Raw genomic sequence first — 22,993 nt, forward strand, 5'->3', positions numbered from 1 at the left:
GCCCTCACGCATGAACCGATCAGTACGTGCCGTCGAGCTGGCCGCGCAGCTTGGTCAGCGCCCGGGCCAGCAGCCGGGAGACGTGCATCTGCGAGACGCCGATCTGGTCGGCGATCTGCGACTGGGTCAGGTTGCCGTAGAACCGCAGGGTGAGGATCTTCTGCTCCCGCTCGTCGAGCGTGGCAAGCGCGGGGCCGAGGGCGACGCGCAGCTCGGCCAGCTCGAACTCGCTGTCCTCGCCGCCGAGCATGTCGCCCAGCTCGGTGGCCCGGTCGCCGTCGCCGGTCGGGGTGGACAGGGACACCGCGTTGTACGCGCGGGCACCCTCCAGGCCCTCCAGGACCTCTTCCTCGGTGAGCTTGAGGTGGGCGGCGATGTCGGCAACCGTCGGCGAGCGGCCGAGGGTCTGCAGGAGCGAGCTGTTGGCGTCGGAGATGGCCAGCCGCAGCTCCTGGAGGCGACGCGGCACCCGGATGTCCCAGGTGCGGTCGCGGAAGTGCCGCTTCAGCTCACCGATGATGGTGGGGATCGCGTAGCCGGCGAAGTCGACGCCGCGGGACGGGTCGAACTTGTCGATGGCCTTGATGAGGCCGACGGCGGCGGTCTGCGCCAGGTCGTCGGTCGGCTCGCCCCGCCCGCTGTAGCGGTGGGCGAGGTGGTTGGCCAGTGGCAGCCAGGCCTCGATCGCGCGGTCGCGCAGTGCGGCGCGCGACGGGTGGTTGGCCGGCAGCGCGGCCATGGCGTTGAGCAGATCGGCGGCGCTGTCGGTGAGCGCACGCGGGTCGAGCTTCGTGGTGGTGCTCGTCTGCGCGGCAGCGGTGGTGCTCGGCTGCTCGGTGATCGTTGGCGCGGTCATGGGTGGTCCTCCCTGCACCTCGTCCGCGGATAAAAGACGTGACGCTTTGGTTTAGCTTCGAATGGGCCGTTCGGGACTCACCTTAGCCTGATCGGCTCCCGGAAATCCAGCCGAAAGGCTGATGTACTTAAGGTGTGTTGGACCACAAATCGGGTGCAAGCGGACAAGGGTTTGCACTGCCATGACGTCTCTTACCCCGAAACTCGGAGGATGTGCCGGGGGCTAGCCGTCCCGTTCCTGCCCGCTCGGCCGGTTCGTCGGGTCCGCCGAACGGTCAACATGGAATCCGACATCCGGGCGGGAGTGTCGCCTATCCGTCGTTGTCCCGTCGACGGGACTGGCCGTAGCGTCGGTGTACCTATCCGGTTCGGAGGCACCGTGCTCGATCCAGCCGCTCCCCACCTCGTCGTGAACAGCCGCACGCTCTTCTTCAGCTGGGTGCCGGCGGACCCGGACGCGGTCGCCGCCCTGGTTCCGGCCGGGCTGCGTCCGCGCCCCGACCGCCAGGTGTTCCTCAACCAGTACGTCGTCGACGACGAGACGCAGACCTCAGGCTTCGGTGCCTACTCGCTGACGTACCTCGGTGTCTCGCTGATGGACGTCGACGCCCCCGGCGGGCTCAGCCCGGGCGGCTGGTGGACGCACTACGTGGCCTCCAGCCGGGTGGTCCGGGACTACGCCACCGCGCGCGGCGCCCCGACATTCGCCGGCCAGACCCGGATCGAGGCGGACGGCGAGGCACTGTTCTCCGAGACGGAGATCGACGGGACGCCGCTGGTCCGAGCGCGTTGCCGGGTGGGGCAGACCGGCCACCTCATCAGCAGTGGACATCACCGCTACTTCACCAACCGCAACGGTCAACTCCTCAGCTCCGTCTACCCGTACGTGGCGGAGCCCGTCGCGCCGTTCGAGATCGAGTCGGTGGAGTTCCTGCCCGGGCACCCCATGTACGCGCTGCGCCCGGCCAACCCGCTGATCATCGGCTTCGGTTACTACTCGCCGCGCTCATCGTTCGCCTACCCCGGCGGGCTCACCGTCTACCCGGGCGGCGGCATGCCCGAGCCGGCGCGGCAGGTTCACCAGGTGCCGGCGAGCCTGGCCCGCAGCGGCCTGCCGTCGGGGTCGTAGACCAGGCGGTACACGGGCAACGCCCAGGCGCGGGTGTACCACGGCAGGCGCTCCGGGCGGTGTGGGCGCAGCCGGCCGGGCGGCCGATCGCCCACCTGGCCGTCGTCGTACCACCGTTGAAGCGCGTCGGCAGCGGCCGTGACGGCCGCGACGGCGGCCGCTGGCTCGAGCAGGTCGGCGTCGTCCGCGTCGTCCGCGTCGCGGTCCAGGTGCTCGCGCCACAGGCGCAGCCGCAGGTCCCGGGCGAACACCCGCGCCCCGTCACCTCGGCCCGCCGGGTCGGTGGGCTCCCGTCCGTCGCGCGTGTCGTCGAGCACCGCGCAGGACAGCTCGCTGTCGTGCGTCCAGGACCGCCTGTTGAAGTTGTCGCTGCCGACGCTTGCCCAGACGTCGTCGACCACGCAGACCTTCGCGTGCACGTAGACCGGGCCGCCGTCGTGGTTCTCCACGTCGAACACGTGCACCCGGTCCGGAGCGGCGCGCTCGCACAGCGACAGTGCCTGCTCCCGGCCGACCATGTTCGGTGGCAGCGCCAGGGTGCCGTCCACGTCCGGATGCCGGGGCACCACGGCCACCAGGTGCAACTCGGGGTTGTCCCGCAGTGCCTGTGCGAAGAGGTTCGCCACCTCGGTCGACCAGAGGTACTGATCTTCCAGGTAGATGAGCCGGCGGGCGCGGCGTACCGCCTTGGTGTAGCCCCGGGCCACCGTGCGCTCGCCGTCGGGCGCGAAGGAGTAGCGCGGCCGGACCGCAGGGTAGGTGCGCAGCACCTGGATCTGGTGCGGCCCGCACTCGGGCGGGTCGGGCGGCTGCGCGGGCAGCGGATCCGGGCGCAGGTCCGCGCCGCGCAGCCGGTCCCGCAGGTACGCCATCGGGTTCTCCGAGTCCAGCGGCATCGGGTCGGTCCAGCGCTCCCGGAACAGGGTGTCCAGCGCGCCGACCACCGGGCCGCGCACCGCGAGCTGCACGTCGTGCCAGGGTGGGCGGGGACCGTAGCGGGGGGACATCAGCACCGGCTGCGGATCGCCGTGGTGCGCCGCGTCGTCTCGGCGGCTGTGGCACAGGTCGATGCCACCGGCGAACGCGATGTCGCGCTCCGGGGCGTCCGGGTGCCGCAGCACCACGAGCTTCTGGTGGTGCGAGCCGCCGCGCCGGACCCGCTGGTCAAGCAGGACCTCGCCGCCGGCCGCGGAGACCGCCTCGCTGAGGGTGCGGTTCTCCGCCTCGCTGTAGGCAAGCACGTCGAGGTGCGAACGCCAGATCAGCCCCTTGACCACCACGCCGCGCTGGGCGGCCTGGGCGAAGAGTTGAGCCACAGTCGGGCCGCCCGGACGCAGCAGTTGGTCCGGGTCGCCCCGCCAGTCGGTGAAGAACAGATGGTCACCGGCGGTCAGGGCCTGCACCTCGTCGACGAGCCTGTCGAAGTACGCGACACCGTGAATCAGCGGCTCAGCGAGGTTTCCCGTGGTCCAGACGGGTAACTCAGAGACCGGGTTGGCACGTTCCTGCGCGGTGAGGAACCAGTCCTGCAACGGCACGGTCCAGCCCTCCCCGAGGTCGACAACGTCCTCACGGTAGGACCCCGGCGGTGCGTACGCACGCCGGGCCGACGGACCGGTCCACCGGACCGCGCCGCTATCCGTTGACGCGACAACCGAGGAGGCCACACCATGCCCCGCGAGACGACGAGCCCCGTGACCGAGCACCGCGAGCCGGCGGTGGAGAGCGAAGGGGGTGCGCTGGTAGCGGTGTTGGTGATGGTGATTCTGGGAGTCGCGGGGATCTTCGCGGTCTCCTGAGGTGGCGCCGGCGCCCGGTATGTCCCGGGGCGCCAGCGCCGAACCCAGGAGCCGACCGGGGTCAGGGCCGTGAGCCCTGGCCGTCGGTGTGCGGCACCCGCTCGCTGGGGACAACGCCGAGCCTGCCGGCCTGGAAGTCCTCGAACGCCTGGATCAGCTCGTCCCGGGTGTTCATGACGAACGGGCCGTACTGTGCCACCGGCTCACGGATCGGCTGCCCGCCCATGATGTAGAGGTCCAGCGCCGGGGTGTTGCTGTCCTGCCCGGCGTTCGCGTCGAAGCGCAGCGCGTCACCCGGCCCGTGCACGGCGAGCTGACCGGTGCGGATCGGCCGGCGGTCGGTGCCGACGGTGCCGCGCCCGCCGAGGACGTACACCAGGGCGTTGAAGTCGGGCTGCCAGGGCAGGTCGACCTGCGCCCCGGGCTGCACCGTGACGTGCGTGATGGTGATCGGCGTGAAGGTCGAGCCCGGACCCCGGTGCCCGGCCACCTCACCGGCGATGACCCGGATCAGCGCGCCGCCGTCCGGCGTGGTGAGCAGCGCCGACTCCCGACCCCGGATGTCCTGGTAGCGGGGCGGGTTCATCTTGGCCGCCCGAGGCAGGTTGACCCACAGTTGGGTGCCGTGGAACAGCCCACCGCTGAGCACCAGATGCTCCGGCGGTGCCTCAATGTGCAACAGGCCACTACCGGCTGTCATCCATTGAGTGTCGCCGTTGGTGATGGTGCCGCCGCCACCGTGCGAATCGTGGTGATCGAAGACCCCGTCGATGATGTAGGTGACGGTCTCGAAACCGCGGTGTGGGTGCCACGAGGTGCCCCTCGGCTCGCCCGGCGCGTAGTCCACCTCGCCCATCTGGTCGAGGTGGATGAACGGGTCCAGGTCGGTGGTCGACACCCCGGCGAAGGCCCGGCGGACGGGGAAGCCCTCGCCCTCGAAGCCGCTGGGTGCGGTGGTCACCGTACGGACCTTGCGGAAGGCGGTGGTCTCGTCGAGCCGCGGCAGGCGCGGCAGGACGAGGACGTTGTCAACGGTGATCGCGGGCATCGGTGGCTCCTTGACTCGTGGTGTGGGTGGTCGAGGTGGACCGGGCCGCCCGCAGGCGGTGGCCGAGCCGTTCGAAGACCCGGGTGAGGCAGGCGACCTCGGCGTCGTCGAGGTCGTCCATCAGATGGGTACGCACCGACGCCAGATGGTGAGGCGCGGCTTCGGCGAGGGCGAGCAGCCCGGCGGCGGTGAGCACCGCCTCGCTGCCGCGCCGGTCGTCCGGACACGCCTCCTTGCTGACCAGCCCGCGCCGCTGCATGGAGGAGATCTGGTAGGTGAGGCGGCTGGGGGAGAAGACCAGCCGGCCGGCCAGCTCACCCATCCGGAGCCGCTGCCCCGGCGCCTCGGAGAGCAGGACCAGCACGTGGTAGTCGGCGAAGCTGAGGTCGCTGTCGGCCCGCAGATCGTCTTCCAGTTGGGTGACCAGGCGCTGGCTCGCCTCGATGTAGGCACGCCAGGCGGCCGCTCGGGTGCGGTCCAGGCTCTCTGTCACGACGCCCACGATAGCACTAGTTCAAAATTTAACTAGTCTCGTTCGACGTCGCCCACGTCACCTTGATGCCGGCCTGCGGCGGAGGTCGTGCAGCTTTGAAGGAATCCTGCGGAAATGGGGCGGCGGAGCTGAAGCGGGGTGTGCCAGACTCCCGCCTCGTGGAAAACGTCGAGCTCACCGTCGCCGACCTGCTGCTGCGCCCCTGGTCGGACGAGGACGCCCCGGCGGTGCGCGACGCCCTGAACGATCCGGCCATCGTCCAGTGGAACCCGCAGGGTGGCGGCCCGATCGACGACGGGGCCGCCCTGCTCTGGGTCCGGCGACGGGCCGACTGGTCGGCCGGCGACCACGCTTCCCTGGCGGTGACCGCCGCGAACGGTGGTGAACTGCTGGGCTCGGTCTCGCTGCACCACATCCGCCACGGCGACGCCTCCATCGGCTACTGGACGGTGCCGGCGGCGCGGGGCCGTGGAGTGGCGGTGCGCGCCGTCGGCCGGCTCACCGAATGGGCGTTCGCCGACCTCCGGCTGCACCGGGTGGAGTTGTGCCACGCGGTAGCCAACAGGGCCTCCTGCCGGGTCGCCGACCGGGCCGGCTACCTCGCCGAGGGAACGCTTCGCGAGTCGTACCGGTACGGCGACGGCCGCCGCCACGACGAGCACCTGCACGCCCGCCTGGCGACCGACCGCTAGGCGGCGACCGGCGTCACTCGGTCACCCTGCGCAGGAACGCCGCGAGGTGTCCGGTGGTGCGTTCGACCTTCTCGTCCAGGGTGATGGTCTCGTCGATGCGCCGACCGGCGTCCTTCTTGCCCCGCAGATACAGCGAGCAGCCCAGGTCGGAGCAGATGTACGCGCCCACCGAGTTGCCCTGCCGGCCGCCCGCCCCGGCCTTGCGGGCGGACATCAGCGCGACGCCGTCGCCGGTGTGCGTGGTGAGGCACAGCGAGCACATGCTCCGTCGGGCGCGCCCGGTCTGCTGCACCGCGACCCGCAGCGCCACACCGACGAGCCCACCGTCGGTCTCGGCCACCAGGTAGGCCCGCTGCGTCGCGGCGGGGTCCCGCCAACCGAGGAAGTCCAGATCGGCCCACGGTCGCAAATCAAGATCATTGGGTACGGCCAGCCGCTTCGCCTCGCCCTGAGTGCAGTTGACGAAGGACGCGCGGATGGCGGGCTCGGAAAGGGCTAACATAGGTTGTAGCCTAGCTCTCCTAGGCAAGCGATTAACAAGGCTAGTTTTGGAGGCTGCCGCGTGGCACGTGCAGGGATGACCGCCGAGCGCCTGACGCTTGCCGCCGCCGACCTGGCCGACGAGGTGGGCATGCCCAACGTCACAGTCGCGGCGCTCGCCCGGCACTTCGGCGTCAAGGACGCGAGCCTCTACTTCCACATCAGGAACGCGCAGGAGCTGCGGGTCAGGGTGGCGCTGCTGGCACTCGCGGAGCTGGCCGACCGGGTCGCCGACGCGCTCGCCGGCCGCGCCGGCAAGGACGCGCTCGTGGCCTTCGCCAACGCGTACCGGGCCTACGCCACACAGCACCCCGGCCGGTACGCCGCCATGCAGATCGACCTCGACCCGGACACCGCCGCCGCGAGCGCCGGTGTCCGGCACGCCGCGATGACCCGGGCGATCCTGCGCGGCTACCAGCTCACCGAGCCGGACCAGACCGACGCCGTACGGATGATGCACAGCACCTTCCACGGGTTCGTGAGCCTGGAGAGGACCGGCGGTTTCCGCCACACTCCCCGCAGCGCGGACGACTCCTGGGCGCGTACCCTCGACGCCCTGCACACCGTCCTGAGCAACTGGCCGGCGCGCTCCGACGCCTCGACGCCCACCGCCTAGGCTCGTGGGGTGCGGGATCTGGAGTTGGCCGACTGGCGCGAGCGCGTGGCCCGGCTGTACCTGTCCGACGTCGACCTCGCCGGCTTCCGCGCCGGCCGCGACGACCTCTTCGCCACCCATCCGCAGAGCCCGATCCCGCAGACCGACCGGCCCGGCTTCACAGGGCTGCGCTACTTCCCGCCCAACCCCGAGGCGGTGGTCGAGGCGCCGCTGCGGCCCGCCACCGGCGAGCTGCGCGTCGACACGGCCGGCCCGGACGGGGTCGTGGCCTACCGGCGGGTCGCGGTGGCCGAGACGCCGTGGGGGCCACTGACCCTGTGGTGGATCGAGGCGTACGGGGGCGGGCTGTTCGTGCCCGTACGCGACGGCACCTGCGGGCAGGACACCTACGGCGGGGGCCGGTACCTCACCGACACCGTGAAGGGCACCTTCGGCCGGGGCGTCGAGCTGCTGCCCGGCGACCGGGTCCGGCTGGACGCCAACTACCTCTACAACCCGAGCTGCGCGTACGACGACAGGTGGGCCTGCCCGCTGGCGCCTCCGGAGAACCGCCTCGACGTGCCGCTGCGCGCCGGCGAACTCGCGTACCACGACTGACCGGCCGCCCCGGCGTGCTGCCGGGACGGCCGGTCGACGGCCAGGTGGATCAGTGCGAGTGCGCCGGCTGGGGCATCTGTAGCCGGGACAGCACCTGCCGGGCCTGGTCGGCGAGCTGCGCGTCGACGATCACCGCGTACTGGCCGGCTCGTAGTGAGCTTGCCGAGGTGAAGTCCCGCTGCCCGCCGGTCATGGCGTGCGCGACAGCGCCGAAGACGGCGCCCCAGATCGCACCGATGACCAGGCCCACAAGGATCACCGCGAGCCAGTTGCCGACGGTGAAGATGCCGAACAGCAGGCCGATGAAGAGCCCGAACCAGGCGCCGGTGCCGGCGCCGAGCAGGGCGGCGCGACCGGTGGTCATCCGGCCGAGCACCGTCTCCACGAGCGTGAGGTTGGTGCCGACGATGGCGCTGTGCTCCACCGGGAAGCGGTTGTCGGCCAGATGGTCGACAACCCGCTGCGCGGCCGGATAGTCCGGATACGAGCCGATCGTCACGGTGGGCGGGCCGCTCTCCGGCCCGTGCCCATCACCGGCCAGTGCGGACAGTCGTCCTCCCGGACCGGCCGGAAGCAGGTTGCCGTTCTGTGCGCCGGGCCGCCATGCGGCGGTCGGCCCCGAAGCTGAGGTCATGAGCATCCTCCCTCGTCAGCGAGCCGAATTCCCGCAAGCGTCGAGCGGTAACGCCATCTGGCAGCGGCGATGCCGGCACGCGGTGGGGCATGCGCCAGACCATCCCGGGTAGGTGGCCGGTGTGGAGCGGACAGATCAGCGACCACGGCATCCCCGCCGACGGCCGCTGGGCGGCGCTTGTCGACCGCTCGGGCTCGGTGAACTGGTGCCTGGCTCGCCGACGCGCCCCCGACACGGGAGAATGCCGGAATGCGGTTGGTGCTCACGGCGGACACCCATCTGCCCAAGCGTGCCCGGGACCTGCCCGCGCAGCTCTGGACCGCCATCGAGGCGGTCGACGTGGTCGTACACGCGGGCGACTGGGTCGACGAGTCGCTGCTCGACGCGATGACCGCGCGGTCGCGGCGCCTCGTCGGGGTCTACGGCAACAACGACGGCCCGGCCCTGCGCGCCCGACTGCCGGAGGTGGCGCATGTCGACCTCGACGGGCTGCGGGTCGCCGTGGTGCACGAGACCGGCCCCCGGACCGGCCGCGAACAGCGGTGCGCGGCCCGCTTTCCCGACACCGACCTGCTGGTCTTCGGGCACTCTCACATCCCGTGGGACACGGTGGCCCCCGGCGGGCTGCGTCTGCTCAACCCCGGCTCACCCACCGACCGCCGCGCCCAGCCGCACGCCACGTACCTCACCGCCGAGATCCGTGACGCGCGGCTGACAGCTGTCGAGCTGCACCGGCTGCCCGCCCGCCGCTGAGCCCATCGGCACTACTGGCCGCGACCCGTCTCGGCCTGGAGCTCGTCGATCCGCTTGGAAGCCTCCGCCTTGGTGAGGTCGTCCGGCAGCGCCGCGTCCGCCTCCCGGGCGAGCGTCGCCAGGTACGACTCCTGGGCGGCCGTGGGCGGCTCGTCACCTGTGACCCACTCGTCCGGGTCCTTGATCGCGCCGCGTGGGTCGGCCTGTTCGTTGCTGCGGTCCGTCATCTCATCTCACCCTTTCTTCGAACAGGTGTGCCAGTACCCCGATCGGTCCCGCTTCATGCCGCACCGGACGCCTACGATCGGCCGGTGAGCGTGGACCGGGGTGCGGTGGTGGTCGGTGCAGGCGTCGCGGGGGTGGCCTGCGCGGTGGAGCTGGTCCGGGCCGGCGTGCCGGTGCAGGTCCGCGAGCGGGGGCACGTCTGCGGCGGCCGGATGGCAAGCAAACGCTTCGCGGGGCGACCCGCCGACATCGGCGCCGCGTACTTCACCGTGAGCGACACCGACTTCGCCGCTGTGGTCGACACGTGGCGCGCCGCCGGCCTGGTCCGGGAGTGGACCGACACCTTCCAGTCCTACGACACGAACGGCCGCCACGAGGTGCCCGGCCCGATGCGCTACGCCGCGCCGCGCGGACTGCGGTCGCTCGTCGAACACCTGGCCGCGCCACTGCCGGTGACCGTCGACCGGCTGGTGCTCAGCGTGGGACCCGGGCCGACGGTCGACGGCGAGCGGGTCGGCGCTGTGGCCCTGGCCATGCCCGGCCCGCAGGCCGCCCTGCTGCTCGACCCCGCACTTGCCGACGCCACAAGGGTCGTGCAGGCGCAGACCTGGTCGCCGTCGTTGGCCGCGGTGCTGCGGTTCCGGTCCCGGCACTGGGCCGCCTTCCACGGCGCGTTCGTCAACGACCACCCGGTGCTCAGCCTCGTCTGCGACGACGGCGACCGGCGGGGCGACGACGCGCCAGTGCTTGTCGCGCACACAGTGCCGGAGTTCGCCGCACGACACCTCGCCCAGCCCACCGCGGCCGGCCCGGCGATCGCACAGGCCGTGCGGGACCTGCTCGGCCTGCACGAGGAGGCCGCCGACGTGCACGTGCACCGCTGGACGTACGCGAAGCCGGCCGGCGACACCACCGGCGGCACCTGCCACCTCGACGCCGACGGCATCGGCCTGGCCGGCGACGCGTTCGGCAAGCCCCGGGTGCAGAGCGCGTGGCGGTCCGGCCGCGACCTCGGCCGTGCCCTGGCGGCCCGGCTCGGCTGACTGCTCGCCCGGTCTCAGGCGTGGCCCGCGCCGACGGGTCGGGCGTCGCCGCCACGTTCGGACGGGTCCGCGGTGCGCTCGCCCTCGCGGTCCAACAACTGCATGACCGGGGTCGCCGCGATCCCGTGCACCACCACGGAGACCAGCACCACCAGCCCGACAGTGGCCCACAGCAGCTCCGCCTGCGGAAAGTCCGCCTGCGTGGTGGCGTACGCGAGGTAGTAGAACGAGCCCACCCCGCGGATGCCGAAAAGCGAGATCACCAAGTGCTCGGCCGGCCGGCCCGGCGCGCCGCGCAGCGACAACCAGCCGATGACCGGCCGGATCAGGAAGACCAGCAGCAGCCCGACGGTCGCCGCCTGCCAGGTCAGCGGGGCGAGCAAACCAGTCACGATCGCGCCGCCCAGCAGCAGCAACAACACGAGGGTCAGCAACCGCTCGATCTGCTCGGCGAAGTCGTGCAGCACCGCATGGAACTCGTGGGTCCGCTCGGCGGACCGGATGGCCCGAGCGGCCACGAACACCGCCAGGAAGCCGTACCCGCCGGCCACCTCCACGACCCCGTACGCCAGGAACGTGGCGGCCAGCGCCAGGAAGCCCTCGGCGTGCCGGGCCAGCCGCAACTCGCTTGGCGCCCGGAAGAACAGCTTGCCCAGCAGCCAGCCGATGAGCAGCCCGCCGCCCACCCCGACGCCCACCTTCCAGAGCACGTCGACGGCGAACCAGTGGGCCACCCACTCGCGCGGGGCGAGGCTCGTCGAGGCGATGGCGATGGCCGCGTACACGAAAGGGAACGCCAACCCGTCGTTCAGGCCGGCCTCCGAGGTCAACGCGAAACGGACCTCGTCCTCGGAGTCCTCCACATCGGTCGGCTCGCCGACCTGCACGTCGGCGGCGAGCACCGGATCGGTAGGGGCCAGCGCGGCGGCCAGCAGCAGCGCCGCAGCAGGCACCAGGCCCGCCCACCACCACCCGAGCAGCGCCACCGCCGCGATGCACAGCGGCATCGCGATGGCCAACAACCGCCAGGTCGACGACCAGCGCGCCCAACTCAACGGACGGTCGATCTTCAGGCCGGCGCCCATCAGGGCGACGATCACCCCGATCTCGGTCAGGTGGGTGGCCAGATCCGGATGGGCAAGCGGGTCCGGCGCCGGGAGGTTGATCGGCAGCAGGAACACCACCATGCCCAGGGCGAGGAACGCTATCGGCATGGACAGGGGGCGGCGCTCCAACAGCCGGGGCAGGACGCCCGCCAGCAGAGTTCCCAGACCCACAAGCGCGAACTCGACGTCGACCGGGTCCACGGCAGCACCACCTTTTCGGCGCACCCGCGTGATGCGGGCAGGTGGCGCAGACCTTGCCCCGAACGATTGACGGCTATGCCTGTGTGATGGCCCGATCCGAAAGAGACCTCACCTCGGCCGGGTCAGCGGAGAGTCGGTCAACTCGGCAAGCAGCGCGGCGGGGTCGTCGTACACGGCCACAGCGCCCGCGCCCGCCAGCTCACCCCGGCTGGTGCCACCGCATGTCAACCCCACGCAGGGGATGTCCAGCTTGCCGGCCGCCGCGACGTCCCAGACCGAGTCGCCGACGAAAACGACCCGCTCGGCGGCCAGCCCGGACTGCTCCAGGGCCGCCACCAGGATGTCCGGTGCCGGTTTGCTCTGCTGCGCGTCCGCCGACGAGGTCACGGTGTCGATCACGTCGTCGGCGTTCAGCGCCCGCCGCAACGCACCCACCTCGTGCTCCGCCGCCGAGGTCGCGAGCACCACCCGTAGTCCTCGCTCGGCGCAGGCGCGCAGCAGGTCCGCCGCCCGCGGCAGCGGCGTGAGCCGTTCCCAGTACTCGCCGTACAGGGTGTCGTGCGCGTCGCGCAGCTTCGGGTCCTCGTCGCGGTCCCGCTCCGGGCCGAGCAGGTGATCGAGAAGCTTGTCGGCGCCCATACCGATCGCCCGGTGGACGGTCGCCATCGGCACCTGCTGGTCGGCCTGCCGCAGCGCCTCCCACCAGCTCACAGTGTGCAGGTACGTGGTGTCGACAAGGGTGCCGTCGACGTCGAAGAGGACTCCGGTGGGGCGTTCGGTGGCCATGGGGGCGCTCCTACCCGTTCGTGGCCTGCTGAACCGTGCGAAACCGTGCGGTGCGCGGCGTCAGTGCGGCTCGGATCGTCGGTACGGCTCGGGTCGTCGTGCTGGTCATGGCCGTCAATGCTGCTCGGTGGGGGGAACGAGGATCTCGAACCAGACCGTGTTACCGCGCACCGAAGGATCGGTGCCCCACGCGTCGCTGAGCTCCTCGATCAGGCCCAGGCCACGCCCGCGACTGCTCAACGTGTCGGTGCGTGCCCGGGTCACGGTGCCCCGGGTGCCGGAGTCGGCGACCGAGACCAGCAACCGCTCCGGACTGAGATCGATCTCGACGCGGGCGGCGGTGCCCGCGTGCAGCAACGCGTTCGTGGTCAGCTCGCTCGTGCACAGCACCGCCGCGCCGATCACCGACTCGGCGACCTGCCACTCGGTGAGCTGACCTGTCATCCAGTGCCGGACCCGGCTCGGCGCGGTTGGCTCCGCAGGCACCTCCATGGCCGCCGAACGGCTCGGCTTGAGCGCGTGCTCGACCGCCAGCACGGCAACGTCGTCCTCCGTGCCGCCGGGCACCGAGGCTGTGGCCACCGCGCAGAGCGCGCGGGGATCACTGCTGCCGGCCTTGGCCACGGCATCGCCGAGAGCGTCCAGCCCGGCCGTGAGGCTCTGCCGGCGGCGCTCCACCACACCGTCGCTGAACAGCAGCAGCGTGTCGCCGGGCGGAAACGCGACTGTCGTCGTCGCCGGTCGACCGCCCAGCCCCAGCGGGGGACCGGCCGGCACGTCCACGTACTCGGCGTACGACCGTCCGTCCGGGGTGCAGCGGCGGATCAGCGGAGCGGGGTGACCGGCGCTGGCGAGGGTCAACTCCCGCCGCTGCGCGTCGATGACGCCGAACACCACAGTGACGAACAGTTCGTGCGTGCCGGCCTCCGCGCCGAGGCTCGTCACCAGCCGGTCCAGCCCGGCCAGCACCGCGTCCGGAGCCGGGTCGGACAGGGCCAGCGCCCGCAGTGCCGCCCGCACCTGGCCCATCCGTGCCGCGGCCTGGACGTCGTGCCCGGCGACGTCGCCGAGCACCACCCCGAGGTCGCCGGTGGGCAGTAGGAAGGCGTCGTAGAAGTCGCCGCCGGCCGCGTTGCCGTCCACCCCCGGGTCGTAGCGTGCCGCGACCCGCAGCCGGGGCAGATCCGGGAGGTTCTCCGGCAGCATGCTGCGCTGCAGCAGCTGGGCGGTGCCGTGCTGGGTCTCGAACCGGCGTGCCCGCTCGGCCGCCTGGCCGATCAACTCCGCCGAGGCGGCAAGCAGTGCCCGCTCGGCGGCCGACCAGGCGTGCGGCACCTGGTAGCCGACAGTCAACCCGCCCTGGACCACCGAGGTGCCCAGCGGCAGCACGGCCAGCGAGCGTACCTTCTGGTCATGGCGGTCCGCGGCCGTCTCGCGCAGCGGCTGCCCGTCGCCGGTGAACGACGGCTCGCCGGAGCGGACGGCCTGCGCCACCGTGCCGGACCAGTCCGTCGACGCCCGCCGCCACAGCGGTGGCAACCGCTCGTCGACCTCGTCCAGCAGTTCGCCGCGTACCCGGCGGACCATCCGCCAACCACCGCCGCCCTCGTCGACCACGAACGAGACCCGGTCGGCGTCGAACGTGGTGATCGTGTAGCGCAGGGCGACCCGGGCCACGTCGTCGAGGGTGAGGGTGCCGGCGAGCGCCGCCGCTACCTGGCTGAGGCTCTGCAACTGCTCGGCGACGTGGGTGGTCTCGGCGGCGACGGTCAGGACGCCGATGATCCGGCCGGAGCCGTCACGGACGGCCGAGTGGCCCCTTGTGAAAACCATCTGCTCGGCCACGCCGGACTGGCCACGGACCACGAGAGCCGTGGACTCCTTCTCCAGGAACGACACGCCCTGCCGGTAGACGCGCTCGGCCACCTCACCGAACCCGGGAAGCGTCCAGACCTCGGCGTGCACGTCGCCGGCGGGGCGGCCCAGGGCGGACGGGTGTCGAAGGCCCAGCAACTCGGCGTAGGCGTCGTTGTAGAGCAGGACAAGGTCGTCGCCGTACGCCAGCGCCATCGGCATCGGCGAGGCGAGGATCAGCTCGACCACGGCCCGCAGCGCCGGGTCCCAGCTGTCCCGAGGGCCGAGCGCAGTGGCTGCCCAGTCGTGGGCGAGCACGGCAGCGGTCGCGCCGGGCCCGGTGGCGGCGCCCGGGGCCGGGGTTGCTGGCGTGGGGACTCGCCCGACCGTTCCTGGCATGTTCGCAGCCTAGCCGCCCGCCGGAGAGTCGCATCCGATCATGGCCGCGGGTCGCCAGTGGGCCTGCGGCGATGCCTGTTAAGGCAGGTCAGGGCCACTGTTTATCCACTTGTCGGAAAAATGGCAGCGAGTCGCGCGGACTGCCGCACCGGTGGCCGGGTATGCGCCCGGCGCAGTCCATGCGACAGGAGGGACATCATGCTGAAAACCCTCGCGGTTCGGCAGGCCGACATCGGCGATGCGATCGCCGACACCTGGAGATCGGTGCTGCTCTTCATCCCGAAGGCAGTGGCTTTCATCGTCATCCTCGTGGTCGGCTGGCTGATCGCCAGAGCGGTCCTCAAGATCGTGGACACGGTGCTCGAACGATTGCGCTTCGACGAGGCGGTCGAACGGGGAGGCATCAAACGGGCACTGGAGAGAACGAAGTACGACGCCAGCGACATCCTGGCCAGGTTGGCGTACTACGCCGTCCTGCTGTTCACCCTGCAGTTCGCCTTCGGCGTCTGGGGGCCCAACGCGATCAGTGACCTGATCAGTGGCGTCGTGGCCTGGCTGCCACGGGCGTTCGTCGCGATCATCGTCGTGGTGGTGGCGGCTGCGATCGCCAACGCCGTCCGGGATCTGGTCACCGGGGCGCTGGGCGGTCTCTCGTACGGCAAGGTGCTTGCCGACCTGACGGCGATCTTCATCATCGCGCTCGGCGTGATCGCCGCGCTGAACCAGGTGGGTATCGCCACAACAGTCACCACTCCGGTGCTGATCGCGGTGCTCGCCACGGTGGCCGGCATCCTGATCGTCGGTGTCGGTGGCGGTCTGGTGAAGCCCATGCAGAACCGCTGGGACGGCTGGCTGCACCGGGCAGCCGAGGAAGCCCGGGCGGTTCAGGAGAACCGGCGGGCCAACGCGGCCGGGCGCGGCGACATGGAGCGGCAGATGGCCGACCGTGGCGGCGACCGTACGCAGGCAATGCCCCGGGTCGACGAGCAGTCGACGATGTCCGGTGGGCGCGGCACGTACCAGTCAGGTGCGGCCGACGAGACCCAGCAGTACCGCCCGTAGCGGGGCGAACCAGTACGGCTTGGCAGGGAGGGTGTCCGCGTTGTGGCGCGGGCACCCTCTCGCGCGTACGCCCTCAGGCGCCTGGCAGCGAACGGGCCAGTGCGCACACAGCGACCAGCCGGGCGACAGGCCACTCCGGCTCGCTCCAGTCCACCGGGCCGCTCGGCGGCTCCCACCCGTGCTCCACCGCCGCTGCGCGGACCCCCTCGGCGTAGCCGGCGAGCGCCGCCGCGGTCAGCGGCCGGCGGTCCCCGTCGAGGCTGTCCCGGACGGCGGCCGCGTGCTGGTCCACCAGGGCGAGCAGCCCTGGGCGCGCGGCGGCGGCGGCGAGCCCGGCGGTGCCCACGGACACGGTGAGGGCGGCAAGGCTGGACCGCGCCGAGTCGACGGCGGTACGGGAAGCGACCCGGTTGAACGTCACACGCATGGTGACCGAGGCTAACCGATAGGTGAGCGGATCGGCCTCGGCCGCCCGGCGCGTGTGGCTGGTGCCACCGGACGACTCGGGGCTGGCCGCGAGGGTTGATCCGGCACAGACGGGGCAGCAGGAGAGGCACCGGGCACCAGGGCACAGAGCACGGACGCCGAGCACGGCGACACGAGCCACGGCGACACGAGCACGGCGACGCCGAGAACAGGGACACGAGCACGGAGGTACCGATGGCGCGACAGGCGGACGGGCCGGACGAGCAGCACCAGCGGCCCGCGGGGGTGAGTGACGCGACGGTGGCTGCGCTCGGCAAGCTCAGCGAGGCGCTGGAGTGCGTGGAGCGGGCCCGGGGGCACCTGTATTCGCTGCACCAGCTGATCGGGCACGCCGACCTGATGCTCGACGACGCTGTGGAGCAGTTCCGCGCCGCGGGTCATCAGCAGATCGCTGAGCGCATCGACACCGAACTGCTGGGCCGCAACGTGATCGCCGGACGGTGGACGTTCCAGATCGTCGAGGACTTCGACGACGGCTACCACGCGCTGTTCCGGGAGTTGGACCGGCAGGCCCGTGACGAGCTGGTGGGTGGGCGGCGGCACCTGTACGAGGCGGAGATGAAGGAGCGCCGCCGTAGCCGGGGCCGGCCGGGGCACGAGGCCCGGCCGGGCGGCGAGGGCTAGTCCCCGGTGGCGGCGCCGGCCGGCCGGCGGCGGGCCGCGTCATCGGCGATGATCACGGTGGCCACCATGAGCGCGACGCAGACACTGAACAGCCACGACTCGTCGGAGACGAGCCAGGCCGACACGGGCGCCTGCAACGCGGCGAGCAGGAAGCCGAGCCAGGCGAAGCGGCGCTGGCGCGGAGAGAGGATTCCGGAGCCTTGATGCATTCCGAAATTCTTACGCGAACCCGCCCGCTTGCCGTCACCCGATCGGCCGATTCTGGATGAGCTGTCCGCTTTCTCGACCGTTCGGACGACAGTTGCCGTCGCGCCCGACGGCCGCCTGCCATCGCCGGTAAACTGCCGCTGCGGCAGGATGGTGCCTCGTGTCTTCCGCGCCCACACCGCCCCGCGCCTCGCTGCTCCTGCTGGCCTATCTCGGGTTCGTCAGCCTCGGCCTGCCCGACGGGCTGCTCGGCGTCGGCTGGCCGTCCATCCGGACGGACTTCGACGTCCCGACCGAAGCCGTCGGGCTGATCCTCACTGCGGGCACCGTCGGCTACCTCACCTCAAGCGTGCTTGCCGGCTTCACGCTGGCCCGGCTCGGCGTGGGCGCGCTGCTGGCCGGCAGCACCCTGCTGGCCAGCCTGGCGCTCACCGGTTATGCGCTGAGCCCCGCCCTGGCCGTGATCGTGGGCTGCGCGCTGCTGCTCGGGCTGGGCTCCGGCGCGATCGACTCCGGTCTCAACGCGTACGCCGCCGGCGCCTTCGGCCCGCGCCACATGAACTGGCTGCACGCCTTCTTCGGCCTGGGCGTGGCGATCGGACCGCTCGTCATGACGGCGGTCCTGAGCGCCGGGTTGAGCTGGCGGTGGGGGTACGGCATCGTGGCGGCCGCCCAACTCGTCCTCGCCACCGCGTTCGCGCTCACAGTGCGGGCCTGGCAGCGCCCCGCCCCGACCCCCACGCCGGGCGACGAGACGTCCGCGCCGGTGGTGCGGGTTCCGGTCCTGGCCACGCTCCGTCTGCCGGCGGTGTGGTCCGGAACTGTCGCCTTCACGCTGTACGTGGCCATCGAGGTGTCCGCCGGGCTGTGGGCGTTCCTGCTGCTGACCGAGGGACGCGGTCTGAGCGCGGCGGTGGCCGGCGGCTGCGTCTCCGCGTACTGGGGAAGCCTGTTCGTCGGCCGGCTGGTGCAGGGCGTGGTGGCCGAGCGGTTGGGGCCTCGGCTGGTCCTGCGGGCCAGCCTGGCCGGCATGGTCGTCGGCGCGGCGCTGATCGCCGTACCCGGGTCGGCCGCGCTCGCCGTCCTCGGTCTGGTCGTTGTCGGCTTCGCCGCAGCGCCGGTGTTTCCGCTGCTCACCCTCACCACGGCCGAACGGGTCGGCGCGGAGCACGCGGACCGGGCCATCGGGCTCCAGATCGGCGCCGCCGGCCTGGGCGCGGCGCTCGTCCCTGCCGGGCTCGGCGTGTTGATCAGCAACACGTCGGTGCAGGCCCTCGGCCCGGCGCTCGTGGTGCTCGCGCTGGCTCTCGTCGTGCTCTACGAGCTGGGAGCCCACGGGCCCCGGGCCGGCGGGAAGCAGACAGCAGCGGGTACGCCCGCCGGGGACTATCCGACGTCGGGGCCGGTGCGGCCGGTGGTCGACGGGCGGTAGGCGCGGTCCGGGTCGGTCGGCTCCCGGCCGGCGCCCTCGGCCTGGCCACCACGGTCCGCTGCCGCCGGCCCGTGCCCGAAAGCGGCCTCCTCGCCGGCGTCGTTGCCTGTCACGTCGTCGGCCTGCCCGTCGATGGAGGAGCCCGCCACGGCGCGCTCCAACTCCTCGAGCGAAAGCCGTTCCTCGTTCCGCCATACCCTGTCGTCGGTCATGCCATCAGCCGTACCCGGGCGTGATGATCGCAAACTGGCCGGCCCGGCCGGAGAGACGGCGATGGCCGCCGGGAAACCCGGCGGCCATCGCGCGAATGCGTCTCACCATCACGGCTGCGGTCGGTCCACCGTGCCGCGCCAGGCGCCGGTCTCGTGACCGCGCCGCTCGATGTACGTCTTGAACCGCTCCAGGTCGCCCTTGGCCCGCCGATCGACGATTCCGAGCTTGTCGCCGGCCTGCTCGACGACCCCGTGCGGCTCGAACTCGAGTTGCAGGGTGACCCGCGTCTTGCTCTCGTCGAGCCGGTGGAAGGTCACCACACCGGCCTGCTGCGTGCCCCCTGTGGAACGCCACGCGACGCGTTCGTCGGGGAGCTGTTCGGTGATCTCGGCGTCGAACTCACGCTTGACGCCGGCGATGTCCACCGTCCAGTGGGTCATCGTGTCGGAGACCTGCCGGACCTCCTGCACGCCCTCCATGAAGTGGGGGAACTCCTCGAACTGCGTCCACTGGTCGTACGCGGTGCGGACGGGTACGGAAACCTCAACGTGTTCGGTAACGCCACTCATCAGAAAACCTCCTTCAGTCGCCGGTCGTCGTCAGGATCGGGGGGCGATCCCTCTTACCAGCGGGTTGTCTCGTTGCGGTGGCCGAGCGCGGCCCAGACCTCGGAGACGGTCTGATACTCGGTGCCTTCGGGCAGCCGTTCCAGCGCCGCCACGATGTCGTCAGGCGCCTCGTTCTCGCGGGCGCTGGCGATGAGCACCAGGCGGTCGCCCGGCAGCGCGCTCATCGAGATGAACCGGCCGAGCCGGCTGCGCTGCTCGACGTCCTCGGAACTCATCCCCTGCGGGGTGCCCGTGCGCAGGTCACCGGCCGGGGCCGTGGTGGCCTCCGGCTGGTCCTCGCCGGCCGGCTCCGGCACCCGGGACTCGTCGACCCGAGAACCACCGGTCCCCGGCCCCTGGACGAGGCCGCTGACCTCCTGGCTCATCTGCTCGTCGATCCTCGGTCCGTGCTTGCTGTTGCCACGCTCCATGCCTTTTGGGCTACCCGGGGCCCCGGCGGGTAAACCGGCACCGGGTCACGAACGTCCCCCGGGGGCCGGCCCTGGCCGGACGTCAGGAGTCGTCGTCGGCCGGCTTGCGTGGCGGCAGCACCGGCTCCTCCGGGTCGGGGTCGCCGGCCTGCAACTGCCGGCCCCGCTGCACCTCGGCGTTGATCTGCACGCCCAGCATCAGGGCCGAGTTGGACAGGTAGAGCCACACCAGGAACGCGATGGCCGCGCCCAGACTGCCGTAGGTCGTGTCGTACGAGCCGAAGTTGGCAACGTAGAGGCCGAAGCCGAAGGAGACCGCCACCCAGGACACCAGGGCCACCGCTCCGCCGGGGGTGAGCCAGCGGAACCGGGGCTGGCGCACGTTGGGGGCGATCCAGAACAGCAGGGACAGCAACGCCATCATGATCATGGCGAGCACGGGCCACTTCGCCACACTCCACACCGTGCGGGCCAGGCCACCCGCATTGACCAGCTCGCCGACCGCGTCGGTCACCGGACCGCTGATGATCAGCCCGAGCGCCACCACCGCGAGCAGCACCAACGTGATCGCGGCCAGCCCGATCTGCAACGGCCGCAGCTTCCACACCGGCCGGCCCTCGGTCACTCCGTAGATCGCGTTCGAGGCGCGGGTGAACGCGCCGATGAAACCCGACGCCGACCAGAGCGCGCCGAGCAGACCGAAGCTCAACAGCGCCTTGGCGTTGCTCTGCTCGACCACCACGGCCCGGATCACCCCGACCACGCCGTCGTCGGCCACCACCGACCCGGCGCCCACCTGCCGGGCCAGGTCCACCACCGTGTCCACCGTCTGTTCGCCGCTGGACACCAGGCCGACAAGGGCCACCACCACGATTGTGGACGGAAAGAGCGCCAACACCCCGTAGTAGGTGAGCGCGGCGGCCCAGTCCGAGCAGTTGTCGGTGACGAAGTTCCGCACGCTGCGGGCCAGCACCCCGCGCCAGGTCCGCAAGCTCAGCTGCCGGATCCGCCGAGGCACCCGAGCGCCGAGTGAGCCGCCGAGCGTCGTACCGGGCTCCGTGGTCGTCATGCCCGCTCCCTGTGCCCCGGCCGCCGGATGACCGATCACCCGGTCGGGCCTGGCCGGTACCCGCGTGGCGAAATCCACAAACCCCGCCGTGCCGACGCCGCCCTCGGTTTGCCGCCCCGGGGTAGGGGAACGGTCACAGAGACCCTGTCCAACACGGAGGAGGACGAGATGCCCGGGCGCGAGGACATGCCCAGCACGCTGCGACGCTCCCCGGACAAGGCGCAGCGCACCTGGGAGAAGACGCACGACTCGGCGGTGGAGACCTACGGCGAGGGGGAGCGGTCGCACCGCACCGCGTTCGCCGCTGTCAAGCACCAGTTCGAGAAGGTCGGCGACCACTGGGAGCCCAAGGGCCGCAAGGGACCGAGCGACAGGCAGGCCGCCGGCGGTGGCCCGGAGCGACGGGCACCCACAGCAGGTGGGGTGGACGCCAACGCCACAAAGGACCACCTGCTGTCGGTGGCCCGCGAGTTGGACGTGGCCGGCCGGTCCAGCATGACGAAGCCGGAACTGGTCAAGGCCATCGAGAAGGCCAACGACCGCGCCACCCGCAAGGCGCGTGGCGGCTAGTTGGCCCGACCGGTACGGGCGGGGGTGCCACCCCTGCCCCCGCCCGTACGCTCACCAGTGGCCGCCGCCCGGCGCCTCGATGTGCACCGCCTTCGTAGCGGTGAACTCGTCGAGCAACTCCGGGCCGTACCCGAAGCCGTGCCCACTGGCCCGGCGTGGGTGCGCAGCACCGCCCGGCGCGCCGCCGAACACCGCGTTGACCTTCACGGTGCCGACCGGCAGCTCCCGCCAGGCGCGCTGGGCATGACTCATCGACCCGGTCAGCACCGTGGCGGCCAGGCCGTACGGTGAGTCCGCCGCACAGCGCAGGGCCTCGTCGAACGAGTCGACGACCACCACCGGCGCGACAGGCCCGAAGGTCTCCTCGCGTACCAGCGGCATGTCGTGGCGGCAGTCCGTGACCACAGTGGCCGGGTAGAACGCGCCCGGCCCGTCCGGCACCTCGCCGCCGACCAGGATCCGCGCGCCGTCGGCAACCGCCGTCGTCACCTGACCGTGCACGTGGTCGCGGTGCCGCCTGTCGACAAGCGGGCCCAGCTCGGTGCCCGGATCCCGGCCCGGCCCGACCCGCAGCGCGTCGGCGTGCCCCACGAGCGCTGCCACGAAATCCTCGGCCACCTGCCGGTGCACGTAGATCCGCTCCACCGCCACGCAGATCTGCCCGGCGTTGGCGAACGCACCGAGCGCGGCCTGACCGGCCGCCCACAGCGGGTCGACGTCCGCGTCGACGATCAACGGGTCACTGCCACCGTTCTCCAGCAGCACCTTCGCGCCGGTGCGGGCCGCGGCGGCGGCGATCGCCCGTCCGGTAGCTGTGGAACCCACGTGCGCCACCACGTCGACGTCCTGGGCGGCAAGCGCCGCGCCGACCTCCGGGCCGCCGGTGAGCAGCGACAGCACACCCGCCGGCAGCGCCTCGTCCAGGGCGCGGGCCAGCAGCCAGCCCGTGGCGGGCGTCCGCTCGCTGGGCTTGTAGAGCACCACGTTGCCGGTGACCAGTGCCGCGCCGAGCAGCCCGCAGGACACCGCCACCGGATCGTTCCACGGGGTGATCGCGGCCACGACACCACGCGGCTGCGGGGTCATGAAGTCCATCGCGTCCACCGCGCCGTGCAGGGTCCGCCCGCCGCGCAGCGGGGCCAGCTCCGCGTACTGTCGGAGGGTGCCGATGCCCGCCTCGACCCCGCCCCGCGCGTCCGCGAGAGGCTTGCCCATCTCGGCGGTCACCGCCGCCGCCAGCTCGTCGATGGCAGCCGCCACCGCGTCCGCCGCCCGATGCAGCGCCGCCGCCCGTTCGGCCGGCGCGGTCGCCGCCCACTCGGCCGCCGCCTCACGCGCCGCCTGCGCCGCCTTGCCCACCTCGTCGGCGGTGGCCACCGGCACCGAGCTGACCGGGGAGCCGTCCGCCGGATCGTGGACGACAAGTTCGCCGCCCGCACCGCCGGTGCCCCACACTCCGCCCACCAACTGCGCAACCGTGTACATGCGGCGCTGCATGCCCCGGCCCGGGGGAGGCAAACG

The 22,993-nt window shown here is 72.0% G+C and carries 28 protein-coding genes; 11 read left to right on the forward strand and 17 right to left on the reverse strand.

Going from position 1 to position 22,993, the window contains the following annotated elements:
• Positions 1 to 19 precede the first annotated feature (19 nt).
• Positions 20 to 856 (reverse strand): SigB/SigF/SigG family RNA polymerase sigma factor, encoded by an 837-nt coding sequence (locus tag ADK66_RS08790; protein ID WP_053653423.1) that lies wholly within the window; start codon positions 854 to 856, stop codon positions 20 to 22.
• A 378-nt stretch (positions 857 to 1,234) separates the two neighbouring features.
• On the opposite strand from ADK66_RS08790, the gene ADK66_RS08795 reads away from it, so the two are divergent.
• On the forward strand, positions 1,235 to 1,984 hold the full coding sequence (locus ADK66_RS08795; RefSeq protein ID WP_053653424.1) for a hypothetical protein: 750 nt from the start codon (positions 1,235 to 1,237) through the stop codon (positions 1,982 to 1,984).
• Here ADK66_RS08795 and ADK66_RS08800 read toward each other — a convergent pair.
• On the reverse strand, positions 1,933 to 3,522 hold the full coding sequence (locus ADK66_RS08800; RefSeq protein ID WP_053653482.1) for a phospholipase D-like domain-containing protein: 1,590 nt from the start codon (positions 3,520 to 3,522) through the stop codon (positions 1,933 to 1,935). The two genes, ADK66_RS08795 and ADK66_RS08800, sit on opposite strands and share 52 nt — an antisense overlap.
• Positions 3,523 to 3,654: 132 nt before the next feature.
• Between ADK66_RS08800 and ADK66_RS32555 the strand changes: the two genes are divergently transcribed.
• Complete coding sequence (locus ADK66_RS32555) at positions 3,655 to 3,783, forward strand: hypothetical protein (protein ID WP_255353023.1); 129 nt, start codon at positions 3,655 to 3,657, stop codon at positions 3,781 to 3,783.
• Between the two features lie 61 nt (positions 3,784 to 3,844).
• Here the strand turns inward: ADK66_RS32555 and ADK66_RS08805 are convergent, their stop codons facing one another.
• Positions 3,845 to 4,831 carry a pirin family protein gene (locus ADK66_RS08805; RefSeq protein ID WP_053653425.1) on the reverse strand — a complete coding sequence of 329 codons (987 nt, stop codon included), beginning with the start codon at positions 4,829 to 4,831 and terminating at the stop codon, positions 3,845 to 3,847.
• Positions 4,812 to 5,324, reverse strand: a complete 513-nt coding sequence (locus ADK66_RS08810; RefSeq protein ID WP_053653483.1) for a MarR family winged helix-turn-helix transcriptional regulator — start codon at positions 5,322 to 5,324, stop codon at positions 4,812 to 4,814. The genes ADK66_RS08805 and ADK66_RS08810 overlap by 20 nt, the downstream gene beginning before the upstream one ends.
• 158 nt (positions 5,325 to 5,482) lie before the next feature.
• Between ADK66_RS08810 and ADK66_RS08815 the strand changes: the two genes are divergently transcribed.
• Positions 5,483 to 6,016, forward strand: a complete 534-nt coding sequence (locus ADK66_RS08815) for a GNAT family N-acetyltransferase (RefSeq protein ID WP_053653426.1) — start codon at positions 5,483 to 5,485, stop codon at positions 6,014 to 6,016.
• 13 nt (positions 6,017 to 6,029) lie between these two features.
• Here ADK66_RS08815 and ADK66_RS08820 read toward each other — a convergent pair whose 3' ends face one another.
• Complete coding sequence (locus ADK66_RS08820; RefSeq protein ID WP_053653427.1) at positions 6,030 to 6,518, reverse strand: FBP domain-containing protein; 489 nt, start codon at positions 6,516 to 6,518, stop codon at positions 6,030 to 6,032.
• A 75-nt stretch (positions 6,519 to 6,593) separates the two neighbouring features.
• Here ADK66_RS08820 and ADK66_RS08825 point away from each other — a divergent pair, with 75 nt between their 5' ends.
• Together ADK66_RS08825 and ADK66_RS08830 are read left to right on the forward strand one after the other, a co-directional pair.
• Positions 6,594 to 7,172 carry a TetR/AcrR family transcriptional regulator gene (locus ADK66_RS08825; protein WP_209273315.1) on the forward strand — a complete coding sequence of 193 codons (579 nt, stop codon included), beginning with the start codon at positions 6,594 to 6,596 and terminating at the stop codon, positions 7,170 to 7,172.
• Between the two features lie 9 nt (positions 7,173 to 7,181).
• Positions 7,182 to 7,769 carry a DUF1684 domain-containing protein gene (locus ADK66_RS08830; RefSeq protein ID WP_053653429.1) on the forward strand — a complete coding sequence of 196 codons (588 nt, stop codon included), beginning with the start codon at positions 7,182 to 7,184 and terminating at the stop codon, positions 7,767 to 7,769.
• 49 nt (positions 7,770 to 7,818) lie between these two features.
• Here ADK66_RS08830 and ADK66_RS08835 read toward each other — a convergent pair whose 3' ends face one another.
• On the reverse strand, positions 7,819 to 8,403 hold the full coding sequence (locus ADK66_RS08835; protein WP_053653484.1) for a general stress protein: 585 nt from the start codon (positions 8,401 to 8,403) through the stop codon (positions 7,819 to 7,821).
• Between the two features lie 249 nt (positions 8,404 to 8,652).
• Here ADK66_RS08835 and ADK66_RS08840 point away from each other — a divergent pair, with 249 nt between their 5' ends.
• A complete protein-coding gene (locus ADK66_RS08840; RefSeq protein ID WP_053653430.1) occupies positions 8,653 to 9,156 on the forward strand; it encodes a metallophosphoesterase in 504 nt (167 codons plus the stop codon).
• Positions 9,157 to 9,167: 11 nt separating this feature from the next.
• Here the strand turns inward: ADK66_RS08840 and ADK66_RS08845 are convergent, their stop codons facing one another.
• Entirely contained in the window at positions 9,168 to 9,383 is a 216-nt protein-coding gene (locus tag ADK66_RS08845; protein ID WP_053653431.1) for a DUF3072 domain-containing protein, read from the reverse strand.
• An 84-nt stretch (positions 9,384 to 9,467) separates the two neighbouring features.
• Here ADK66_RS08845 and ADK66_RS08850 point away from each other — a divergent pair, with 84 nt between their 5' ends.
• Entirely contained in the window at positions 9,468 to 10,424 is a 957-nt protein-coding gene (locus tag ADK66_RS08850) for an NAD(P)/FAD-dependent oxidoreductase (protein WP_082377335.1), read from the forward strand.
• Between the two features lie 14 nt (positions 10,425 to 10,438).
• Here the strand turns inward: ADK66_RS08850 and ADK66_RS08855 are convergent, their stop codons facing one another.
• The 3 genes from ADK66_RS08855 to ADK66_RS08865 form a co-directional block, all read right to left on the reverse strand.
• A complete protein-coding gene (locus ADK66_RS08855) occupies positions 10,439 to 11,731 on the reverse strand; it encodes a sodium:proton antiporter (protein ID WP_053653432.1) in 1,293 nt (430 codons plus the stop codon).
• A 108-nt stretch (positions 11,732 to 11,839) separates the two neighbouring features.
• On the reverse strand, positions 11,840 to 12,517 hold the full coding sequence (locus ADK66_RS08860; RefSeq protein ID WP_053653433.1) for an HAD family hydrolase: 678 nt from the start codon (positions 12,515 to 12,517) through the stop codon (positions 11,840 to 11,842).
• 114 nt (positions 12,518 to 12,631) lie between these two features.
• A complete protein-coding gene (locus tag ADK66_RS08865; RefSeq protein WP_053653434.1) occupies positions 12,632 to 14,770 on the reverse strand; it encodes a SpoIIE family protein phosphatase in 2,139 nt (712 codons plus the stop codon).
• Positions 14,771 to 14,968: 198 nt separating this feature from the next.
• On the opposite strand from ADK66_RS08865, the gene ADK66_RS08870 reads away from it, so the two are divergent.
• The gene (locus tag ADK66_RS08870) at positions 14,969 to 15,832 is read left to right on the forward strand and encodes a hypothetical protein (RefSeq protein ID WP_053653435.1); all 864 of its coding nucleotides are present in this window, start codon (positions 14,969 to 14,971) and stop codon (positions 15,830 to 15,832) included.
• A gap of 73 nt (positions 15,833 to 15,905) precedes the next feature.
• On the opposite strand, the gene ADK66_RS08875 is transcribed toward ADK66_RS08870, so the two are convergent.
• On the reverse strand, positions 15,906 to 16,259 hold the full coding sequence (locus ADK66_RS08875; RefSeq protein WP_053653436.1) for a DUF6401 family natural product biosynthesis protein: 354 nt from the start codon (positions 16,257 to 16,259) through the stop codon (positions 15,906 to 15,908).
• A 233-nt stretch (positions 16,260 to 16,492) separates the two neighbouring features.
• On the opposite strand from ADK66_RS08875, the gene ADK66_RS08880 reads away from it, so the two are divergent.
• On the forward strand, positions 16,493 to 16,942 hold the full coding sequence (locus ADK66_RS08880; protein ID WP_053653437.1) for a hypothetical protein: 450 nt from the start codon (positions 16,493 to 16,495) through the stop codon (positions 16,940 to 16,942).
• On the opposite strand, the gene ADK66_RS08885 is transcribed toward ADK66_RS08880, so the two are convergent.
• Complete coding sequence (locus ADK66_RS08885) at positions 16,939 to 17,151, reverse strand: hypothetical protein (RefSeq protein ID WP_053653438.1); 213 nt, start codon at positions 17,149 to 17,151, stop codon at positions 16,939 to 16,941. The genes ADK66_RS08880 and ADK66_RS08885 overlap by 4 nt on opposite strands.
• Before the next feature lie 158 nt (positions 17,152 to 17,309).
• On the opposite strand from ADK66_RS08885, the gene ADK66_RS08890 reads away from it, so the two are divergent.
• Positions 17,310 to 18,581 (forward strand): sugar MFS transporter, encoded by a 1,272-nt coding sequence (locus ADK66_RS08890; RefSeq protein ID WP_053653439.1) that lies wholly within the window; start codon positions 17,310 to 17,312, stop codon positions 18,579 to 18,581.
• Here the strand turns inward: ADK66_RS08890 and ADK66_RS08895 are convergent.
• From ADK66_RS08895 to ADK66_RS08910, 4 genes are all read right to left on the reverse strand, one after another.
• Positions 18,536 to 18,793 (reverse strand): hypothetical protein, encoded by a 258-nt coding sequence (locus ADK66_RS08895; RefSeq protein WP_053653440.1) that lies wholly within the window; start codon positions 18,791 to 18,793, stop codon positions 18,536 to 18,538. The genes ADK66_RS08890 and ADK66_RS08895 overlap by 46 nt on opposite strands.
• A 108-nt stretch (positions 18,794 to 18,901) precedes the next feature.
• On the reverse strand, positions 18,902 to 19,363 hold the full coding sequence (locus ADK66_RS08900) for an SRPBCC family protein (RefSeq protein ID WP_053653441.1): 462 nt from the start codon (positions 19,361 to 19,363) through the stop codon (positions 18,902 to 18,904).
• A gap of 53 nt (positions 19,364 to 19,416) precedes the next feature.
• Positions 19,417 to 19,833 (reverse strand): DUF2795 domain-containing protein, encoded by a 417-nt coding sequence (locus ADK66_RS08905; RefSeq protein WP_053653442.1) that lies wholly within the window; start codon positions 19,831 to 19,833, stop codon positions 19,417 to 19,419.
• Positions 19,834 to 19,915: 82 nt separating this feature from the next.
• Positions 19,916 to 20,902: a YihY/virulence factor BrkB family protein gene (locus tag ADK66_RS08910; protein ID WP_053653443.1), complete on the reverse strand. Its 987-nt coding sequence runs from the start codon at positions 20,900 to 20,902 to the stop codon at positions 19,916 to 19,918.
• A gap of 168 nt (positions 20,903 to 21,070) precedes the next feature.
• Between ADK66_RS08910 and ADK66_RS08915 the strand changes: the two genes are divergently transcribed.
• Positions 21,071 to 21,472 (forward strand): ChaB family protein, encoded by a 402-nt coding sequence (locus tag ADK66_RS08915; RefSeq protein WP_053653486.1) that lies wholly within the window; start codon positions 21,071 to 21,073, stop codon positions 21,470 to 21,472.
• Positions 21,473 to 21,523: 51 nt separating this feature from the next.
• On the opposite strand, the gene ADK66_RS08920 is transcribed toward ADK66_RS08915, so the two are convergent.
• Positions 21,524 to 22,957, reverse strand: coding sequence for an aldehyde dehydrogenase (locus ADK66_RS08920; protein WP_053653487.1), 1,434 nt, complete (start codon positions 22,955 to 22,957; stop codon positions 21,524 to 21,526).
• Positions 22,958 to 22,993 lie beyond the last annotated feature (36 nt).

Origin of the sequence: Micromonospora sp. NRRL B-16802 (assembly GCF_001279555.1) — a bacterium.
GTDB classification, from domain to species: Bacteria; Actinomycetota; Actinomycetes; order Mycobacteriales; family Micromonosporaceae; genus Micromonospora; species Micromonospora profundi.

Bases quoted from the DNA above. Each gene is read 5' to 3' on its own strand.
- ADK66_RS08790 (WP_053653423.1), bottom strand. From the start codon at position 856: ATGACCGCGCCAACGATCACCGAGCAGCCGAGCACCACCGCTGCCGCG.
- ADK66_RS32555 (WP_255353023.1), top strand. From the start codon at position 3,655: ATGCCCCGCGAGACGACGAGCCCCGTGACCGAGCACCGCGAGCCGGCG.
- ADK66_RS08805 (WP_053653425.1), bottom strand. From the start codon at position 4,831: ATGCCCGCGATCACCGTTGACAACGTCCTCGTCCTGCCGCGCCTGCCG.
- ADK66_RS08820 (WP_053653427.1), bottom strand. From the start codon at position 6,518: ATGTTAGCCCTTTCCGAGCCCGCCATCCGCGCGTCCTTCGTCAACTGC.
- ADK66_RS08825 (WP_209273315.1), top strand. From the start codon at position 6,594: ATGACCGCCGAGCGCCTGACGCTTGCCGCCGCCGACCTGGCCGACGAG.
- ADK66_RS08835 (WP_053653484.1), bottom strand. From the start codon at position 8,403: ATGACCTCAGCTTCGGGGCCGACCGCCGCATGGCGGCCCGGCGCACAG.
- ADK66_RS08840 (WP_053653430.1), top strand. From the start codon at position 8,653: ATGCGGTTGGTGCTCACGGCGGACACCCATCTGCCCAAGCGTGCCCGG.
- ADK66_RS08845 (WP_053653431.1), bottom strand. From the start codon at position 9,383: ATGACGGACCGCAGCAACGAACAGGCCGACCCACGCGGCGCGATCAAG.
- ADK66_RS08860 (WP_053653433.1), bottom strand. From the start codon at position 12,517: ATGGCCACCGAACGCCCCACCGGAGTCCTCTTCGACGTCGACGGCACC.
- ADK66_RS08865 (WP_053653434.1), bottom strand. From the start codon at position 14,770: ATGCCAGGAACGGTCGGGCGAGTCCCCACGCCAGCAACCCCGGCCCCG.
- ADK66_RS08870 (WP_053653435.1), top strand. From the start codon at position 14,969: ATGCTGAAAACCCTCGCGGTTCGGCAGGCCGACATCGGCGATGCGATC.
- ADK66_RS08875 (WP_053653436.1), bottom strand. From the start codon at position 16,259: ATGCGTGTGACGTTCAACCGGGTCGCTTCCCGTACCGCCGTCGACTCG.
- ADK66_RS08880 (WP_053653437.1), top strand. From the start codon at position 16,493: ATGGCGCGACAGGCGGACGGGCCGGACGAGCAGCACCAGCGGCCCGCG.
- ADK66_RS08885 (WP_053653438.1), bottom strand. From the start codon at position 17,151: ATGCATCAAGGCTCCGGAATCCTCTCTCCGCGCCAGCGCCGCTTCGCC.
- ADK66_RS08895 (WP_053653440.1), bottom strand. From the start codon at position 18,793: ATGACCGACGACAGGGTATGGCGGAACGAGGAACGGCTTTCGCTCGAG.
- ADK66_RS08900 (WP_053653441.1), bottom strand. From the start codon at position 19,363: ATGAGTGGCGTTACCGAACACGTTGAGGTTTCCGTACCCGTCCGCACC.
- ADK66_RS08905 (WP_053653442.1), bottom strand. From the start codon at position 19,833: ATGGAGCGTGGCAACAGCAAGCACGGACCGAGGATCGACGAGCAGATG.
- ADK66_RS08910 (WP_053653443.1), bottom strand. From the start codon at position 20,902: ATGACGACCACGGAGCCCGGTACGACGCTCGGCGGCTCACTCGGCGCT.
- ADK66_RS08915 (WP_053653486.1), top strand. From the start codon at position 21,071: ATGCCCGGGCGCGAGGACATGCCCAGCACGCTGCGACGCTCCCCGGAC.
- ADK66_RS08920 (WP_053653487.1), bottom strand. From the start codon at position 22,957: ATGTACACGGTTGCGCAGTTGGTGGGCGGAGTGTGGGGCACCGGCGGT.